Below are 18,182 nucleotides of genomic sequence, written 5' to 3' on the forward strand. Positions count from 1 at the left end.
ACGTGTGCCGTCGAGATGGTGATGCCGCGGGCCTTTTCTTCCGGTGCTGCGTCGATCTGGTCGTACGCCTTGAACTCGCCGAAATACTTCGTGATCGCCGCCGTCAGCGACGTCTTGCCATGGTCGACGTGGCCGATCGTGCCAATGTTAACGTGCGGCTTATTGCGCTCAAATTTGCTCTTTGCCATTTCCGGCTCTCCGTTTTGTAACCCCGAAGGGTAATTCTCTTGTTTCTGTCAGCTGGCGTTAGGCTCCGGTCACTTCTGACCGGAGTATTTCGCCTGGATTTCCTGTGCCACGTTCGAAGGAACCGGCGCATAGTGGTCGAAGGTCATCGTGTACTGTGCACGGCCCTGCGACATCGAGCGCAGGTTGTCCACGTACTTGAACATGTTGGCCAGCGGTACATTGGCGCTGATAACGACGGCAATGCCGCGCGTTTCCTGGCCCTGGATCTGACCGCGACGCGAGTTCAGATCGCCGATCACGTCACCGACGTAATCTTCCGGCGTCACGACTTCGACCTTCATCATCGGCTCGAGCAGCTGTGCACCAGCCTTCTTGGCTGCTTCACGGAAGCAGGCACGCGAAGCGATTTCGAACGCCAGAACCGAGGAGTCGACATCGTGGAATGCGCCGTCGATCAGGGTTGCCTTGACGCCAAGCATCGGGAAGCCGGCCAGCGGACCCGAAGAAAGAACGCTTTCGATGCCCTTCTGAACGCCGGGGATGTATTCCTTCGGAATTGCACCACCAACAATCTTCGACTCGAACTTGAAGTCATCGCCTTCATCGTTCGGTTCGAAGATGATCTTGACGCGCGCGAACTGACCGGTACCACCGGACTGCTTCTTGTGCGTGTAGTCTTCTTCGTGCTTCTTCGTGATCGATTCACGGTAAGCAACCTGCGGCGCACCGACGGTAGCTTCAACCTTGAATTCGCGACGCATACGGTCGACGAGAATGTCGAGGTGGAGTTCGCCCATGCCGGCGATGATCGTCTGACCGGATTCTTCGTCCGTCTTGACGCGGAACGACGGATCTTCAGCAGCCAGGCGGTTCAGCGCGAGGCCCATCTTTTCCTGGTCGTTCTTGGTCTTCGGCTCGATGGCGATCTGGATGACCGGCTCGGGGAATTCCATACGCTCAAGGATAACCTGCTTCAGCGGATCGCAGAGCGTGTCGCCGGTGGTGGTGTCCTTGAGACCCGCGAGAGCAACGATGTCGCCAGCAAAGGCTTCTTCGATGTCTTCACGGGAGTTGGAATGCATCTGCAGCATACGGCCAACGCGCTCGCGCTTTTCCTTGACCGTGTTCATGACCGACGTGCCTTTTTCGAGCTTGCCGGAATAGATACGGGCGAAGGTGAGCGAACCGACGAAGGGGTCGTTCATGATCTTGAACGCGAGCATCGAAAGCGGCTCGTCATCGGACGGATGACGTTCGATTTCGGCTTCGGTCTTGACGTCGATGCCCTTGATCGACGGAATGTCGAGCGGCGACGGCAGGTAATCGCAGACGGCGTCGAGCAGAGGCTGAACGCCCTTGTTTTTGAAGGCCGTACCGCAGAACATCGGGTGAAACTTCACGTCGATGGTACCACGGCGAACCAGCGCACGGATCTGATCGTTGTCGGGCATGACGCCGTTCAAGTAGTTTTCCATTGCTGCTTCGTCGATATCGACAACGGTCTCGATGAGGAGTTCGCGGTATTCCGCAGCCTGTTCCTTCATGTCGTCCGGGATTTCAACGACATCCCACTGGGCGCCGAGCGATTCATCACGCCAGACGAGCGCGTTCATTTCGACCAGGTCGATAACGCCCTTGAAGTCGCTTTCTGCGCCGATCGGCAGCTGCATGACAACCGGGATCGCACCGAGGCGCGACTTGATCATCGAAACCGAGCGATAGAAATCGGCGCCGGTCTTGTCCATCTTGTTGCAGAAGATCATCCGCGGGACGTTGTACTTTTCAGCCTGACGCCAGACGGTTTCCGTCTGCGGCTCTACACCAGCGTTGGCGTCGAGCAGGGCGATCGCACCGTCGAGAACACGCAGCGAACGCTCGACTTCAATGGTGAAGTCGACGTGGCCGGGGGTGTCGATGATGTTGAAGCGGCGCATCTTGCCGTCACGGCCCTTCCAGAAGGTCGTGGTAGCAGCGGACGTGATGGTGATACCGCGTTCCTGTTCCTGCTCCATCCAGTCCATGGTGGCAGCGCCGTCATGGACTTCGCCGATCTTGTGCGACTTGCCCGTGTAGTACAGAATCCGCTCGGTCGTCGTGGTCTTGCCGGCGTCGATATGCGCCATGATACCAAAATTACGGTAGTCTTCGATTTTATATTCGCGAGCCATATGACTGCCTTTCGAAAATTGTTCGTCGATTACCAGCGGTAATGCGAGAATGCGCGGTTGGCGTCGGCCATCTTGTGCGTGTCTTCGCGCTTCTTGACGGCGCTACCACGGTTGTTCGCAGCATCCATGAGTTCGCCGCAGAGGCGATCGATCATGGTGGTTTCGTTGCGCTTGCGGGCAGCAGCGATCAGCCAGCGAATGGCAAGAGCCTGGCGGCGTTCGGGACGAACATCGACCGGAACCTGATAGGTTGCACCACCAACGCGGCGCGAACGGACTTCGACGTGCGGAGCGATATTGTCGAGCGCGGAATGGAACACGGTGACCGGCTCCTGCTTCAGCTTGCCCTGAACGAGATCGAATGCACCGTAAACGATGCTTTCAGCGACCGACTTCTTACCATGAAGCATGATAGCATTCATGAACTTGGTGACAACCAGATCGCCGAACTTCGGGTCCGGATTGATCTCGCGCTTTTCTGCACTATGACGACGTGACATACTTTTGTCTCTCAACTTTGAACGGGCGCCTTAACACGCGGAGAACCTCGCGCAGCGCCTTAAACTGTGGAACCCGAATTACTTCGGACGCTTCGCACCATACTTCGAACGGCGCTGCTTACGATTCTTGACACCCTGGGTATCGAGAACGCCGCGAATGATGTGGTAACGAACGCCCGGCAAGTCCTTTACACGGCCGCCGCGGATCATGACAACGGAGTGTTCCTGAAGGTTGTGACCCTCGCCCGGAATGTAGCCGATGACTTCGAAGCCGTTGGTGAGGCGGATCTTGGCAACCTTACGCAGAGCCGAGTTCGGCTTCTTCGGGGTCGTCGTATAAACGCGGGTGCAAACGCCACGCTTCTGCGGGTTTTCCTGCAAAGCAGGAACCTTATTACGCTTTACCTGTGCCTGACGCGGCTTGCGGATCAGCTGGTTTACGGTAGGCATATAACCATCCCTTACAATTCTGTCTCAATACCCTTGCGGGCGGATCAATGCCGTCGCCGGCGGTTTCGAACGCTATAAATGCGCAAAACGAGGACCGATCCACTTTTCAGCAGATGGCCCGCAAAAAAGCAGAGGACACTGTTATTTCAGCGTCTTGCGTCCAGCATTTTGGTCTTCAGCGTGCGTTTCGAACCTTGTTTGAGGCGAACTCCAGAACATGACGTTCCGAACCAGCCAGCCTCACATAGGCTCCGATGGGGCGGGGTGTACTGATTTCGGGGTGTCCCGTCAAGGGGAATTAACAAATATTCCCGGACGCGCAGGGCTGTCATGCCTGCAAAACAAGGCTTTGCCGGGCAAAGAGGAGCTCGCCCCTGCTCCCGAAAGGCGGAATCGCCGGAGCAGGCTTCTCAACTTAAAGAATCATAAAGCAATTCTGCAATTCGGCAAGAACCGGGGGAATCGCCCTCCCCCCAAGTCTCGACGATTCGTCGTGGAACAGTGTTTTTTCCGGCGCGCGCTGCGGCAATACGCTGTAATGTCACAGAATAGAGCTTTCGAAAGAGGAATGAGCCATGACTGCCAAGCCGGACAACGACAACAATCTCGACGGACCGATGGTCTTCATCATCATCGGCAAGGCGTATGAGCAGGATGGCGACAAAGAGGGCGTGGACATCCACGTGATGCTGCGCGCACCCGACGACGACACCGCCGTGCGTGAAGCCTTGAATGCACTGGCCGAGGAAGGTTTCCTCGAAGCAGACCTCGACCAGATCGGCACCTTGACCGATGCACCGGACGATGAGCCGCACGCCTCCGCCTACCAGGGCGCGCTCACCGGTGAAGTCGCGATCATCAAGTTCGGTTGACCGAAAGGGGTGTCATCGGCGGACGCCGATAGCGAGAATGCAAAAAGCCGCCCGGAGCGATCCGGGCGGCTTTTTCAATGGGAGACCAAGGGCGGCAGAACCGCCCTCGCCTTTTCAGCCTTATTCGGCTGCTGCTTCTTCCTTGGCTGCCATGTCGGCCAGCATCGGCGTTGCAGCGTCGGCACCCGTTCCCTTGCGGCGCTCTTCGAGGATCATCTCGTCGCGCGCGGTCGCAATACGGCGGATCTGGGTCATGGTGCCACCGGTACCGGCCGGGATAAGGCGGCCGACGATGACGTTTTCCTTCAGACCCTGCAGGCCGTCGGTCTTGCCGGCGATCGCAGCTTCCGTCAGCACCTTGGTCGTTTCCTGGAAGGAAGCGGCCGAGATGAACGACGGCGTCTGCAGCGATGCCTTGGTGATGCCGAGCAGAACCGGATCGCCGTAAGCCGGCTTCTTGCCCTGTTCGATCAGCTGATCGTTGACATCTTCCAGTTCGATGCGGTCGACGCTGTCGCCAACGATATAGGTCGAGTCACCGGCGTCGGTCACTTCCACCTTCTGCAGCATCTGGCGAACGATCACCTCGATGTGCTTGTCGTTGATCACAACGCCCTGCAGACGATAGACTTCCTGGATTTCGTTGACCAGGTAGGAAGCAAGTGCCTCCACACCCTTGATCGCCAGGATGTCATGCGGTGCCGGGTTACCGTCGAGGATGTAGTCACCCTTTTCGATATAGTCGCCATCCTGAAGATGGAAGGGCTTGCCCTTCGGGATCAGGTACTCGACCGGCTCTACACCGTCTTCCGCAGGCTCGATCAGCACGCGGCGCTTGTTCTTGTAGTCGCGGCCGAAGCGGATCGTACCATCGATTTCGGCGATGATCGCGTGATCCTTCGGACGGCGCGCTTCGAAGAGTTCGGCAACGCGCGGCAGACCGCCGGTGATGTCCTTCGTCTTGGCGCTTTCCAGCGGCGAACGTGCGAGCACGTCACCCTGGGAGACCTTGGTGCCCGGCTCTACCGACAGAATGGCGTCGACCGAAAGCATGAAGCGGGCGTCGCCACCACGCGACAGCTTCATGACTGCGCCGTTCTTGTCCTTGATGACGATTGCCGGCTTCAGGTCGATACCGCGTGGCGTCGAACGCCAATCGATAACCTGACGCTTGGTGATGCCGGTTGCTTCGTCGGTCGCTTCCAGAACGGAGATACCATCGACGATATCTTCGAAATGAACCGTACCTTCGACTTCCGTCATCATCGGGCGTGTGTAGGGGTCCCACTCGGCCAGACGCTGGCCGCGCTTCACCTTGTCACCATCATCGACAAAGATCTTCGAACCGTAGGCGACACGCTGCGAGGACCGCTCGACACCACGTTCGTCGAGAATCTGGATCGCCATGTTGCGGCCCATTGCGACGAGAACGTTTTCCGAGTTGCGCAGCATGTTGCGGTTCTTGATCTGGATCGTACCTTCGTACGACGCTTCCAGGAACGAGCTGTCGACAACCGTCGCCGTGCCACCAAGGTGGAACGTACGCATGGTGAGCTGGGTGCCCGGTTCACCGATCGACTGAGCAGCGATAACACCGACCGCTTCACCCATGTTGACAGGAGTACCGCGGGCAAGGTCACGGCCGTAGCAGACGCCGCAGACGCCGGTCTGGATTTCGCAGGTCAGTGCCGAGCGAATACGGATCGACTGGATGCCAGCCTTTTCGATTTCGACGACATCGGCTTCGAGGATCATCTTGCCAGCGTCGACGATGCGATCGCCGGTAACCGGATGATCGATATTGTCGAGTGCGGTACGGCCGAGAACACGGGCACCGATGGAGGCAACAACCTGACCGGCATCGACGATGGCGGTCATGGTGAGGCCGGTTTCGGTACCGCAATCCGTCGAATTGACGATGCAATCCTGCGCGACGTCGACGAGACGGCGTGTCAGGTAACCGGAGTTTGCGGTCTTCAAGGCGGTGTCTGCGAGACCCTTACGGGCACCGTGGGTCGAGTTGAAGTACTCGTTAACGGTCAGGCCTTCCTTGAAGTTCGAGATGATCGGCGTCTCGATGATTTCACCCGACGGCTTGGCCATCAGGCCGCGCATGCCGCCCAGCTGACGCATCTGGTTCGGAGAACCACGGGCGCCGGAGTGCGACATCATATAGATGGCGTTCATCGGCTTCTGCCGGCCGGTTGCCGGGTCGAACTCAACGGCCTTGATGCGGGCCATCATGTCTTCGGCGACCTTGTCCGTTGCCTTACCCCAGGCGTCGACCACCTTGTTGTACTTTTCGCCCTGAGTGATCAGGCCGTCATTGTACTGCTGTTCGTATTCCTTCACCAGGCTTTCGGTGTCGCCGACGATCTTGGCCTTGGTATCCGGAATGACCATGTCGTCCTTGCCGAACGAAATGCCGGCTCGGCAGGCATGGGCGAAGCCGAGCTGCATGATGCGGTCGCAGAAAATGACCGTGTCCTTCTGGCCGCAATGACGGTAGACCGTGTCGATCATCTTGGAGATGTTCTTCTTGGTCAGTTCCTGGTTGCAGACGTCGAACGGCACGTTGGCGTTCTTCGGCAGAAGTTCGCCGATGAGCATACGGCCAGGCGTGGTTTCATAGATCTTCGAAACCGGCTTGCCTTCGGCATCGACGGTCTTGAAGCGGCCACGGATCTTGGCGTGCAGCGTCACCGACTTGGTTTCAAGCGCGTGATGCAGTTCGCCGAGATCGGAGAAGGCCATGCCTTCGCCCGGCTCGTTCTGGTTCAGGATCGACAGATAGTAGAGGCCGAGAACCATGTCCTGCGACGGAACGATGATCGGCGCGCCGTTTGCCGGGTGCAGAATGTTGTTCGTCGACATCATGAGCACGCGCGCTTCCAGCTGCGCTTCCAGCGACAGCGGGACGTGAACGGCCATCTGGTCACCGTCGAAGTCGGCGTTGAACGCCGTGCAGACGAGCGGATGCAGCTGGATCGCCTTGCCTTCGACCAGGGTCGGTTCGAAGGCCTGGATGCCCAGGCGGTGCAGCGTCGGAGCGCGGTTCAGGAGAACCGGATGCTCGCGGATAACCTCGTCGAGAATATCCCAGACTTCCGGCTTTTCCTTTTCAACCAGCTTCTTGGCCTGCTTGACGGTCGAGGAATAACCCTTGGCGTCGAGGCGGGCGTAGATGAATGGCTTGAACAGTTCGAGCGCCATCTTCTTCGGCAGACCGCACTGGTGCAGCTTCAGTTCCGGGCCGGTCACGATAACCGAACGGCCGGAATAGTCGACGCGCTTGCCGAGCAGGTTCTGACGGAAGCGGCCCTGCTTGCCCTTGAGCATGTCGGACAGCGACTTCAGCGGACGCTTGTTGGCACCGGTGATGACGCGGCCGCGGCGGCCGTTGTCAAACAGGGCGTCAACGGATTCCTGCAGCATGCGCTTTTCGTTGCGGATGATGATGCCAGGCGCACGCAGCTCGATCAGGCGCTTCAACCGGTTGTTCCGGTTGATGACGCGGCGATAGAGGTCGTTGAGGTCGGACGTCGCGAAACGGCCGCCGTCCAGCGGAACCAGCGGACGCAGATCCGGCGGGATCACCGGAACGACCTTCATGATCATCCATTCCGGACGGTTGCCGGATTCCATGAAGTTCTCAACGATCTTCAGGCGCTTCATCAGCTTCTTCTGCTTCAGCTCGGACGTGGTGTCAGCCATTTCCGAACGCAGATCGCCGGCGATCTTTTCGAGATTCATCGAGGCCAGCATCTCGTAGATGGCTTCAGCACCGATCATCGCCGTGAACTGATCTTCGCCGAACTCGTCGACGGCGATCATGTATTCTTCTTCCGAGAGAAGCTGATTTTCCTTGAGAGAAGTCAGGCCTGGCTCGGTGACGATGTAGTTTTCGAAATAGAGGACGCGCTCGATATCCTTCAGCGTCATGTCGAGCAGCGTCGCGATGCGGCTCGGCAGGGACTTCAGGAACCAGATATGGGCGACCGGAGCGGCAAGCTCGATATGCCCCATGCGCTCACGGCGAACGCGCGACAACGTCACTTCGACGCCGCACTTTTCGCAGATGATGCCCTTGTACTTCATGCGCTTGTACTTGCCGCACAGGCACTCATAGTCCTTGATCGGGCCAAAGATGCGCGCGCAGAACAGGCCGTCGCGTTCCGGCTTGAACGTGCGGTAGTTGATGGTTTCCGGCTTCTTGATCTCACCGTAGGACCAGGAGAGAATCTTCTCCGGCGACGCAATCGAGATCCGGATGGAATCGAAGGTCTGCGCAGGCACCTGCGGATTGAAAAGGTTCATGACCTCTTGGTTCATGCCTATCTCCTTTATGGGCTATCGCCCTGAGCTTGGCAGAGAGCGCGGCAATTCCCGGGCGCCGGCTCCTGCTCGAAACGGATAAAACCGCATCAAATGCGGCCGTATTTCCTACCCTGCCCCGCCAACGCGGGATCGGGTGGAAACGGTGCGCGCCGCCTTTTTAAAAGCGGCACGCACCCTGATGTCTTACTCGGCCGCGTCCGGCAGCTGCGTCGCCGTCGTGAGTTCGTCGAGCTTGGAGTTCTCCAGTTCGACAGAAAGACCCAGCGAGCGCATTTCCTTGACGAGAACGTTGAAGCTCTCCGGAATACCGGCTTCGAAGGTGTCGTCTCCGCGGACGATCGCTTCGTAGACCTTGGTACGGCCGGCCACGTCGTCGGACTTCACCGTCAGCATTTCCTGCAGGGTGTAGGCGGCGCCGTAAGCTTCCAGAGCCCAGACTTCCATTTCCCCGAAGCGCTGACCGCCGAACTGCGCCTTACCACCGAGCGGCTGCTGAGTGACGAGCGAGTAAGGACCGATCGAACGGGCGTGGATCTTGTCGTCCACAAGGTGGTTCAGCTTCAGCATGTAGATGTAGCCGACCGTCACCTGACGGTCGAACTGATCGCCGGTACGGCCATCATACAGCGTCGACTGACCCGAAACCTTCAGGCCTGCCTGTTCCAGCATCTCGTTGACGTCGGCTTCGACAGCACCGTCGAAGACAGGCGTTGCGATCGACACGCCGCGGCGGGTCTGCTCGGCCAGACGGACGATGGATTCATCGTCGTAGTCCTTGATCGGCTCGCCCTTCGGACCGGAACCAATGACGCTGTCAATGGTATCGCGCAGCGGCTGGATGCTGTCGCCTGCCTTATAGGCGTCGAGCATCTGACCGATCTGCTTGCCCATGCCGGCGCAGGCCCAACCCAGATGGGTTTCAAGGATCTGGCCAACGTTCATGCGCGAAGGCACGCCCAGCGGATTGAGCACGACGTCAACATGCGTACCATCTTCCAGGAACGGCATGTCTTCGATCGGCACGATGCGAGAAACCACACCCTTGTTGCCGTGACGGCCAGCCATCTTGTCGCCTGGCTGGATCTTGCGCTTCACAGCGACGAAGACCTTGACCATCTTCATGACGCCCGGAGGCATTTCGTCGCCACGCTGAACCTTTTCGACCTTGTCCATGAAGCGATGCTCGAGCAGCGACTTGGATTCGTCGTACTGGCCACGCAGAGCTTCGACTTCGCCCTGAGCCTTTTCGTCTTCCGTCGCAAACATCCACCACTGCGAGCGGGGATATTCGGAAATGACGGCGTTCGAAAGTTCGGTGCCCTTCTTGAAGCCCTTCGGACCGGCAACAGCGACCTGGCCGCGCAGCATGTCGAGGAGACGCGAGTAGACGTTGCGATCGAGGATCGCCTGTTCGTCGTCGCGGTCCTTGGCAAGACGCTCGATCTCTTCCCGCTCGATCGCCATCGCACGTTCGTCTTTTTCCACGCCGTGACGGTTGAAGACGCGAACTTCGACGATGGTGCCGAAGGTGCCCGGAGGCATACGCATGGAGGTGTCGCGGACGTCGGACGCCTTTTCACCGAAGATGGCGCGCAGAAGCTTTTCTTCCGGCGTCATCGGGCTTTCGCCCTTCGGGGTGATCTTGCCGACCAGAATGTCGCCAGGAGCCACTTCGGCGCCGATGTAGACGATACCGGCTTCGTCGAGGTTCTTCAGCGCTTCTTCCGAAACGTTCGGAATGTCGCGGGTGATTTCTTCCGGACCAAGCTTGGTGTCGCGCGCCATCACTTCGAATTCTTCGATGTGGATGGAGGTGAACACGTCATCGCGAACGATGCGCTCGGACAGAAGGATCGAGTCCTCGTAGTTGTAACCGTTCCACGGCATGAACGCGACGAGCGCGTTGCGGCCGAGAGCCAGGTCACCGAGATCGGTCGAGGGACCGTCAGCGATGATGTCGCCCTTGTTCAGGATGTCACCGACGGTGACCAGCGGGCGCTGGTTGACGCAGGTGTTCTGGTTGGAACGCTGGAACTTCTGCAGGCGGTAGATGTCAACGCCGGACTTGCCGGCCTGGAGATCTTCCGTCGCACGGATAACGATACGGGTCGCATCGACCTGGTCGACCACGCCGCCACGACGGGCAGCGATGGCAGCGCCGGAGTCGCGAGCCACGATCGGCTCCATGCCGGTACCGACGAACGGTGCTTCCGCACGCAGCAGAGGCACGGCCTGACGCTGCATGTTGGAACCCATCAGAGCGCGGTTGGCGTCGTCGTTTTCCAGGAACGGAATGAGCGCCGCAGCAACAGAAACGAGCTGCTTTGGCGAAACGTCCATCAGGTTCACGACATCGCGCGGAGCGAGCATAACGTCGCCAGCGTGACGGCAAACAACGAATTCTTCAACGAAGGACTGGTCGTCGTTGAGTTCGGAGTTGGCCTGGGCCACGTGATACTTGGCTTCTTCCATCGCCGACAGATAGACGACATCCTTAGTGACCTTACCGTCAACGATCTTGCGGTAAGGGCTTTCGATGAAGCCATACTTGTTGACGCGGGCAAAGGTCGCCAGCGAGTTGATCAGACCGATGTTCGGGCCTTCCGGCGTTTCGATCGGGCAGATACGGCCGTAATGGGTCGGGTGAACGTCGCGGACTTCGAAGCCGGCGCGTTCGCGCGTCAGACCGCCCGGTCCAAGAGCCGAAAGACGGCGCTTGTGGGTGATTTCCGACAGCGGGTTCACCTGGTCCATGAACTGCGACAGCTGCGAGGAACCGAAGAACTCGCGAACAGCGGCAGCAGCCGGCTTGGCGTTGATCAGGTCCTGCGGCATGACAGTGTCGATTTCGATCGACGACATGCGTTCCTTGATCGCACGCTCCATGCGCAGCAGACCGAGGCGATACTGATTTTCCATCAATTCGCCGACCGAACGCACACGGCGGTTGCCGAGGTTGTCGATGTCGTCGATTTCGCCCTTGCCGTCACGCAGGTCCACGAGCATCCGGACAACAGCCAGGATGTCTTCCTTGCGCAGAACACGAACCGTATCGGCAGCATCCACGTCGAGACGCATGTTCATCTTCACGCGGCCAACGGCGGACAGGTCGTAACGCTCCGCATCGAAGAACAACGTGTTGAACATGGCTTCAGCCGAATCCATGGTCGGCGGCTCGCCGGGACGCATGACGCGGTAGATATCGAACAGCGCATCCTGACGGTTTTCGTTCTTGTCGACCGAAAGCGTGTTGCGGATGTAGGCACCGACATTGATATGGTCGATGTCGAGGATCGGGATTTCGTCGAAACCAGCACCGAGGATGACGCCGAGCGTCTTCTCGTCGATTTCATCGCCGGCTTCGAGGAAGATCTCACCGGTCGACATGTTGACGAGGTCTTCGGCCAGGAAGTTGCCGTAAAGTTCGTCATCGGTCGCCTTGATGGCCTTGAGGCCCTTTTCGGTGAGCTGCTTCAACAGACGCGGGGTCAGCTTCTTGCCGGATTCCACGACCACTTCGCCGGTGTCGGCGTCGATCAGGTCGGACAAGGCCTTCTGGCCCTTCAAGACGTCCGGCTGGAACGGAATGCGCCAGCCCTTGCCGTCACGCTGGTAGAGCGACTTGGTGTAGAACGTATCGAGGATTTCCTCGCCGTCCATGCCGAGCGCCATCAGCAGCGACGTCACCGGAATCTTGCGGCGGCGGTCGATACGGGCGTGCACAACGTCCTTGGCATCGAATTCGATGTCGAGCCAGGAGCCGCGATAGGGAATGACGCGGGCAGCAAACAGCAGCTTGCCCGAGGAGTGGCTCTTGCCCTTGTCGTGGTCGAAGAACACGCCCGGCGAACGGTGCATCTGGGAGACGATGACGCGCTCGGTGCCGTTGACGATGAACGTACCGTTGTTGGTCATGAGCGGCATGTCGCCCATGTAAACGTTCTGTTCCTTGATGTCCTTGATCGACTTGGCGCCCGTATCCTCGTCAATATCAAACACGATGAGGCGCAGCGTCACCTTGAGCGGCGCTGCGTAGGTCAGATCGCGCTGACGGCATTCCTCGACGTCGAACTTCGGCTGTTCGAACTCGTAGGACACGAATTCGAGCATCGAAGCGCCGGAGAAATCGGTGATCGGGAAAACCGACTTGAAAACAGACTGAAGCCCCTCGTCCGGACGGCCGCCTTGCGGCTCGTCGACCATGAGGAACTGATCGTAGGATGCCTTCTGAACCTCGATGAGGTTCGGCATTTCTGCGACTTCGGGAATTTTACCAAAAAACTTGCGTACGCGCCTACGACCATTGAAAGAAAGGGTCTGAGCCATCGTCGCTCCTTCAAATTTTGCATCCGGGCCTGCAACGGACGGGAACCGATGGCCAGTCGACCCCGTCAATCAATGGATTGTTCAATCTCGTCCAGCCCCCAAAAACGCTCAGCGCGGATTGCTGTGCTGTTCCTGGTTCGGGACTATCCTCTTGAAGAACCCATTACCCAAAAGCCGTTTTCAATGGGCTTTTGGGTAATATGTTCAGAAAGCGGTCAAAGAGAGGCGGCCATTTTCATGGCCACCTCTCCTTTAAAACAAGCAGAATTACTTGACGTCAACCTTGGCGCCAGCTTCTTCGAGCTTCTTCTTGAGGTCTGCAGCTTCAGCCTTGGAAACGCCTTCCTTGACGGCCTTCGGAGCAGCTTCAACGAGATCCTTGGCTTCCTTCAGGCCGAGGCCTGTGATCGCGCGGACTTCCTTGATGACGTTGATCTTGTTTGCGCCGGCATCAGCGAGGATGACGTCAAACTCAGTCTTTTCTTCTTCAGCAGCAGCAGCAACGCCAGCGCCGCCAGCAGCAGCAACGGCTACCGGAGCAGCAGCGGAAACGCCCCACTTTTCTTCAAGAAGCTTCGACAGTTCTGCAGCTTCCAGAACGGTCAACGAGGACAGGTCTTCAACGATCTTAGAGAGATCAGCCATTTTATAGTTCCTTTTATTCGGTTCGAACTTGGTTTGATATAACAACGAAAAACCGCCTTATGCGGCTTCTTCGTCCTTCTTGGCGTAGGCTGCGAACACGCGGGCAAGCTGGCTTGCCGGTGCTGCAACAACCGATGCGATGCGCGTTGCCGGGGTCTGAATCATACCCAGCAGCTTTGCACGCAGCTCGTCCAGCGACGGCAGGGTCGCAAGCGACTTGACTGCATCCGCGGACAGCGTGGTTGCGCCCATGGCGCCACCCAGAACAACGATCTTGTCGTTGGTCTTGGCGAAGTCCATGAGAACCTTAGGAGCCGTGATCGGGTCGGCGCTGAATGCTACCAGCGTCTGGCCCTTGAAGAGATTGGACATCCCTTCGGCTTCCGTACCCTGAAGGGCGATCTTGGCCAGGCGGTTTTTCGCGACTTTGACGGTGCCGCCAGCAGCGCGCATCTTCGAACGGAAGTCGTTCATCTGTGCGACTGTGACACCAGCATAGTGGGCCACGACAACCGAACCGGCGCCCTTGAAGGACTCGTTCAGCTCCGTGACGAATTCGCGTTTTTCCGCTCTTTCCACTGCCTATCTCCAGTTGACTGGACCGCAATACACAGCCCAGTCGGTTTGCCTTTGCCGCAAGAAATCAAGGTGATCTCAGGCGACGCTCGAGGATCCTGTCCCCTGCGGACGCTTCGCAGCGTTCACAAGGCAAGCCGAGGTTCGAACCGAATTTCCACACTTGCGTGCATCAAATGAAATTCGGGACTCACCCATCTCATGCAGGCTGAAGTGATTAAGGGATAACCACCTGCAATCTCGGACAGGAGTTCCGGGTTTGATCCCGGAATTTCCGGCTCCGAGGAGCCGGAAATCTGTGACCGGACCGAGGCCCGGATAAACTGATTAAGCGGCGCTAACCGTCGACGGGTCGATCTTGACGCCTGGACCCATGGTCGAGGAAATCGCGACGCGCTTGACGTAGTTGCCCTTGGCGCCAGCCGGCTTTGCCTTGATGACCGCATCAGCGAAAGCGCGGATGTTTTCTTCAAGAGCAGCAGCATCGAACGATGCCTTGCCGATGCCAGCGTGAACGATACCGGCCTTTTCGACGCGGAACTCAACGGCGCCGCCCTTCGATGCCTTGACAGCACCGGCGACGTCCATGGTGACGGTTCCGACCTTCGGGTTCGGCATCATGCCACGCGGGCCGAGTACCTTGCCGAGACGGCCGACGAGCGGCATCATGTCCGGAGTGGCGATGCAGCGATCGAAATCGATCTTGCCGCCCTGAACGATGTCAACCAGGTCTTCCGCACCGACGATGTCTGCGCCGGCAGCCTTAGCTTCATCAGCCTTGGCGCCACGTGCGAACACGGCAACGCGAACGTCACGGCCAGTGCCGTTCGGCAGGTTGACAACGCCACGGACCATCTGGTCGGCATGACGCGGATCAACACCGAGGTTCATCGCAACTTCGATGGTTTCGTCGAACTTTGCGATCGCACGGGCCTTCACCAGGGTGATGGCTTCCGACAGAGCAACGAGCTTCGTCGGATCGATGCCTTCGCGGGTCTTCTGTACACGCTTTGCAAGCTTTGCCATGTTACGCCACCACTTCCAGACCCATGGCGCGGGCGGAGCCCTCGATCATGGTCATTGCGCCTTCGATATCGGCTGCGTTCAGGTCCTTCATCTTGGCTTCGGCGATCGACTTGATCTGAGCCTTGGTGAGCTTACCTGCAGCAGCTCCCTTGCCCGGGGTCTTCGAACCCGAGGTGAGCTTTGCTTCCTTCTTCAGGAAGTAGCTGACTGGCGGCTGCTTCATGACGAAAGTGAAGGACTTGTCCTGGTAATAGGTGATGACGACCGGGATCGGCATGCCCTTTTCCATTTCCTGCGTAGCCGCATTGAACGACTTGCAGAATTCCATGATGTTAATGCCACGCTGACCAAGCGCCGGGCCGATTGGCGGGGACGGGTTTGCCGATCCTGCCTTGACCTGAAGCTTGAGCTGGCCTGCAACTTTCTTAGCCATATCTCTCTGCCTTTATGGTTTTCCAGGCTCCCTCCCCGCCAATGGCAGATCGGAACCGGAAATGTTCTGGCCGGTTTCCCGGCCCTTCATGCCACGCTCGAAAAGCGCGGCGGCTGCGGTTGCGTGGTGCGGAACCGGATCCGGCTAAGACCCTTACCCTTCCACGCGGATTGCGGGTTGCCCCGCCTTTACCGGATAAAACCATCCGGAAACAAAAGAATGCCGCGCAGCCAGACAATCCCGGCGCTGCGGCATTCTGAAATCAGACTTTTTCGACCTGAGCGTACTCAAGATCAACCGGCGTAGCGCGGCCGAAGATCGACACTTCAACCTTGAGGCGCGAACGCTCCTCGTCAACGTCCTGAACGATACCGTTGAACGATGCGAACGGACCGTCGGAGACGCGTACCTGCTCACCGACCTCAAAGGAAATCGAAGGCTTCGGACGATCTACACCGTCCTGAACCTGACCGAGAATGCGCTCGGCTTCGAAATCCGGGATCGGAACCGGCTTGTTGTCGGAACCGAGGAAGCCCGTAACCTTGGGCGTATTCTTGATGAGGTGATAGGCCTCATCCGTCAGATTGGCGCGCACAAGCACGTAACCCGGAAAAAACTTGCGCTCGGCATCGACCTTGCGGCCACGACGAACTTCAACGACCTTCTCGGTCGGAACGAGAATCTTTTCAAACAGATGGCTCAAGCCCTTCTGCTTGGCCTTCTCCTCGATCGATTCAGCGACCTTCTTCTCGAAATTCGAGTAGGCGTGAACGATGTACCAACGCGCTGCCATATTCATCCCCAACCGTTCAGACGCCAGCATTCAGGACGAGGCCAATCAGCCAGCCCATCAGTTGGTCCGCAGCAAAAAAGAAGATCGCCGCAAAGAACACCATGACGAATACCATCAGCGTCGAGATCATCGTCTCGCGCCGTGAAGGCCAAGTGACTTTCGCCGTCTCAGCACGAACCTGCTGCAGAAACGTAAATGGATTTGTTTTGGATGCCATTGAATGCTCACGCCTTAACGGCCCGTAAAGCTGACGATCAGCCCCACGCGCCGCGTGTCTGTTTGAACCCTACATAAAGACCGATTCTATAAATCACAAGAGGTCAACGATCTTTTTGCGAAATTAGCCGGAAAAGACAAGCCTTCTCCCTGTATAGTGTGCCAGCTCGCTGCGGCTTGATATGTACCGAATTGAATGGCAGGGGCAGTAAGGCTCGAACTTACGACCTGCGGTTTTGGAGACCGCCGCTCTACCAACTGAGCTATACCCCTAGACCAGCAGCGCCAGATGCAAAATGCGAAGCGCCACATGAAGTCAGCGGGTTATTATTCAGTTTGACCGGAATTGACAAGCGTCTTTGCGCGAAAAAAGAAAAGAAATCCGCATCCGGTCCCGTTTTTCCCGGCCTGATATCCACAGTCTAGACTTCGACGTATTGACGCCAGTCATGCTCCTCCCGGAACCCCAGCACTTCGCGGATCTTCCGGTTCGAAAGCAAGCTCTCGAACTCACCAATCTCGCGGGTGAACGGCACGCCTGGAAAATACCGCACCGCCAGTTCCCGCGTCGGCGTATTGGCCGACACCGTATCATTGACTGCATTGAAAACCTGGAAACCGAGCCCGTCCTTCTCGACGCAGAGCTTGACGATCTGCCCGAGATCGCGGGCGTCAATATAGCTCCAGGCGATGCGTTTGCGGATTTCCGGATTGGCGAAATAGGCCGGGAATCGCGCGTATTCGTGCGGCTCGATGACATTGCCTATCCTCAGCGCATAGATATCGGCCCCGGAGCGTTCGGCAAAGGCACGCGCCGTCTTCTCGTTCACCACCTTCGACAGCCCGTAGGAATCCATCGGATTAACGTCATAGTCCTCATCCAGGGGGAACTGATGAAAGTCGCGATGACCTTCGGCAAAGCAGACGCCGTAGGTGGTCTCGCTGGAGGCAATGATGATCTTGCGGATACCGAGCTTCACTGCCGCCTCGATGACGTTGTAGGTGCCCATCGTGTTGATGCGGAAGGTTTCGTTGTCCGGCTTGATCAGGATGCGCGGCACGGCGGCGAAATGAACCACCGCATCAAATGGCTGCGGCCCCTTCCCCTGTTCCATATCGGGGAAATCCCGGTGCATCGACATGACATTGAACATCTGACCGCTATCGGTGATGTCGGCGATCAGATTGGTGACGCCCGGGCTCTCCAGTGGCGCCAGGTCGACATTATGCACCTCATAGCCCGCCTCAACGAGATACGGCACAGCGTGGCGACCTGCCTTGCCTGCACCACCGGTAAACAGAATTCTCTTGCCCATGACATCCTCCGTTCGGTCACAACCCCGTGCAGGCGCTTGCATGCCCGTCATTCCGCTATGCCCCTGCCCCTTCGAGCGCCACAAGGGTCACTCTCCAGACCAGGCTACGATCAATTCATGCCGCGCAAGGTTTCCGGGCGCAGCAGCAAACAACATGATGCCATCTGTTGCCAGATAACAAAAAACCCCGCTGTTGCCAGCGGGGCCCTTTTCAGTTCTTGCTATCGCCGATTACTCGACGATGGAGGCTACGATGCCGGCGCCGACGGTACGGCCGCCTTCACGGATAGCGAAGCGCAGCTTTTCTTCCATGGCGATCGGAACGATCAGCTCG

General features: G+C 58.1%; 14 protein-coding genes, 1 tRNA gene and 1 pseudogene. 1 reads left to right on the top strand and 15 read right to left on the bottom strand.

Features of this window, described 5'->3' with window-relative positions; translation table 11 throughout:
* The 4 genes from ASD36_RS18280 to rpsL form a co-directional block, all read right to left on the bottom strand.
* Nucleotides 1–188: GTP-binding protein (locus ASD36_RS18280; protein ID WP_006728776.1), on the bottom strand; the 188-nt coding region annotated here is incomplete at its 3' end.
* Nucleotides 189–257: 69 nt separating this feature from the next.
* A complete protein-coding gene (gene fusA / locus ASD36_RS18285; RefSeq protein WP_060505010.1) occupies nt 258–2,357 on the bottom strand; it encodes an elongation factor G in 2,100 nt (699 codons plus the stop codon).
* A 29-nt stretch (nt 2,358–2,386) separates the two neighbouring features.
* The gene (rpsG, locus tag ASD36_RS18290; RefSeq protein ID WP_037103366.1) at nt 2,387–2,857 is read right to left on the bottom strand and encodes a 30S ribosomal protein S7; all 471 of its coding nucleotides are present in this window, start codon (nt 2,855–2,857) and stop codon (nt 2,387–2,389) included.
* Nucleotides 2,858–2,935: 78 nt separating this feature from the next.
* A complete protein-coding gene (gene rpsL / locus ASD36_RS18295) occupies nt 2,936–3,307 on the bottom strand; it encodes a 30S ribosomal protein S12 (protein WP_003507760.1) in 372 nt (123 codons plus the stop codon).
* A 575-nt stretch (nt 3,308–3,882) separates the two neighbouring features.
* On the opposite strand from rpsL, the gene ASD36_RS18300 reads away from it, so the two are divergent.
* Nucleotides 3,883–4,179 (top strand): hypothetical protein, encoded by a 297-nt coding sequence (locus ASD36_RS18300; RefSeq protein WP_060505011.1) that lies wholly within the window; start codon nt 3,883–3,885, stop codon nt 4,177–4,179.
* Between the two features lie 120 nt (nt 4,180–4,299).
* Here the strand turns inward: ASD36_RS18300 and rpoC are convergent, their stop codons facing one another.
* The 11 genes and pseudogenes from rpoC to ASD36_RS30265 form a co-directional block, all read right to left on the bottom strand.
* The gene (rpoC, locus tag ASD36_RS18305) at nt 4,300–8,511 is read right to left on the bottom strand and encodes a DNA-directed RNA polymerase subunit beta' (RefSeq protein WP_060505012.1); all 4,212 of its coding nucleotides are present in this window, start codon (nt 8,509–8,511) and stop codon (nt 4,300–4,302) included.
* A gap of 189 nt (nt 8,512–8,700) precedes the next feature.
* A complete protein-coding gene (rpoB, locus tag ASD36_RS18310) occupies nt 8,701–12,843 on the bottom strand; it encodes a DNA-directed RNA polymerase subunit beta (RefSeq protein ID WP_060505013.1) in 4,143 nt (1,380 codons plus the stop codon).
* A gap of 267 nt (nt 12,844–13,110) precedes the next feature.
* The gene (rplL, locus tag ASD36_RS18315; protein WP_037103358.1) at nt 13,111–13,488 is read right to left on the bottom strand and encodes a 50S ribosomal protein L7/L12; all 378 of its coding nucleotides are present in this window, start codon (nt 13,486–13,488) and stop codon (nt 13,111–13,113) included.
* 57 nt (nt 13,489–13,545) lie between these two features.
* Nucleotides 13,546–14,067, bottom strand: coding sequence for a 50S ribosomal protein L10 (gene rplJ, locus ASD36_RS18320; protein WP_037103356.1), 522 nt, complete (start codon nt 14,065–14,067; stop codon nt 13,546–13,548).
* Between the two features lie 324 nt (nt 14,068–14,391).
* Nucleotides 14,392–15,090, bottom strand: a complete 699-nt coding sequence (gene rplA, locus ASD36_RS18325) for a 50S ribosomal protein L1 (protein ID WP_037103354.1) — start codon at nt 15,088–15,090, stop codon at nt 14,392–14,394.
* Between the two features lies 1 nt (nt 15,091).
* Nucleotides 15,092–15,523: a 50S ribosomal protein L11 gene (gene rplK, locus ASD36_RS18330; protein ID WP_037103352.1), complete on the bottom strand. Its 432-nt coding sequence runs from the start codon at nt 15,521–15,523 to the stop codon at nt 15,092–15,094.
* A 262-nt stretch (nt 15,524–15,785) separates the two neighbouring features.
* Nucleotides 15,786–16,316, bottom strand: coding sequence for a transcription termination/antitermination protein NusG (gene nusG / locus ASD36_RS18335; RefSeq protein WP_060505015.1), 531 nt, complete (start codon nt 16,314–16,316; stop codon nt 15,786–15,788).
* 16 nt (nt 16,317–16,332) lie between these two features.
* Nucleotides 16,333–16,533 carry a preprotein translocase subunit SecE gene (gene secE / locus ASD36_RS18340; protein WP_037103350.1) on the bottom strand — a complete coding sequence of 67 codons (201 nt, stop codon included), beginning with the start codon at nt 16,531–16,533 and terminating at the stop codon, nt 16,333–16,335.
* Between the two features lie 196 nt (nt 16,534–16,729).
* Nucleotides 16,730–16,805 (bottom strand) — tRNA-Trp (locus tag ASD36_RS18345).
* Between the two features lie 149 nt (nt 16,806–16,954).
* Nucleotides 16,955–17,848: an NAD(P)-dependent oxidoreductase gene (locus ASD36_RS18350; protein WP_060505014.1), complete on the bottom strand. Its 894-nt coding sequence runs from the start codon at nt 17,846–17,848 to the stop codon at nt 16,955–16,957.
* 231 nt (nt 17,849–18,079) lie between these two features.
* Nucleotides 18,080–18,182: pseudogene (locus tag ASD36_RS30265) on the bottom strand (elongation factor Tu); the annotation flags it as partial.

The sequence above is a fragment of the Rhizobium sp. Root1334 genome (assembly GCF_001426665.1).
Lineage (GTDB): Bacteria > Pseudomonadota > Alphaproteobacteria > Rhizobiales > Rhizobiaceae > Pararhizobium.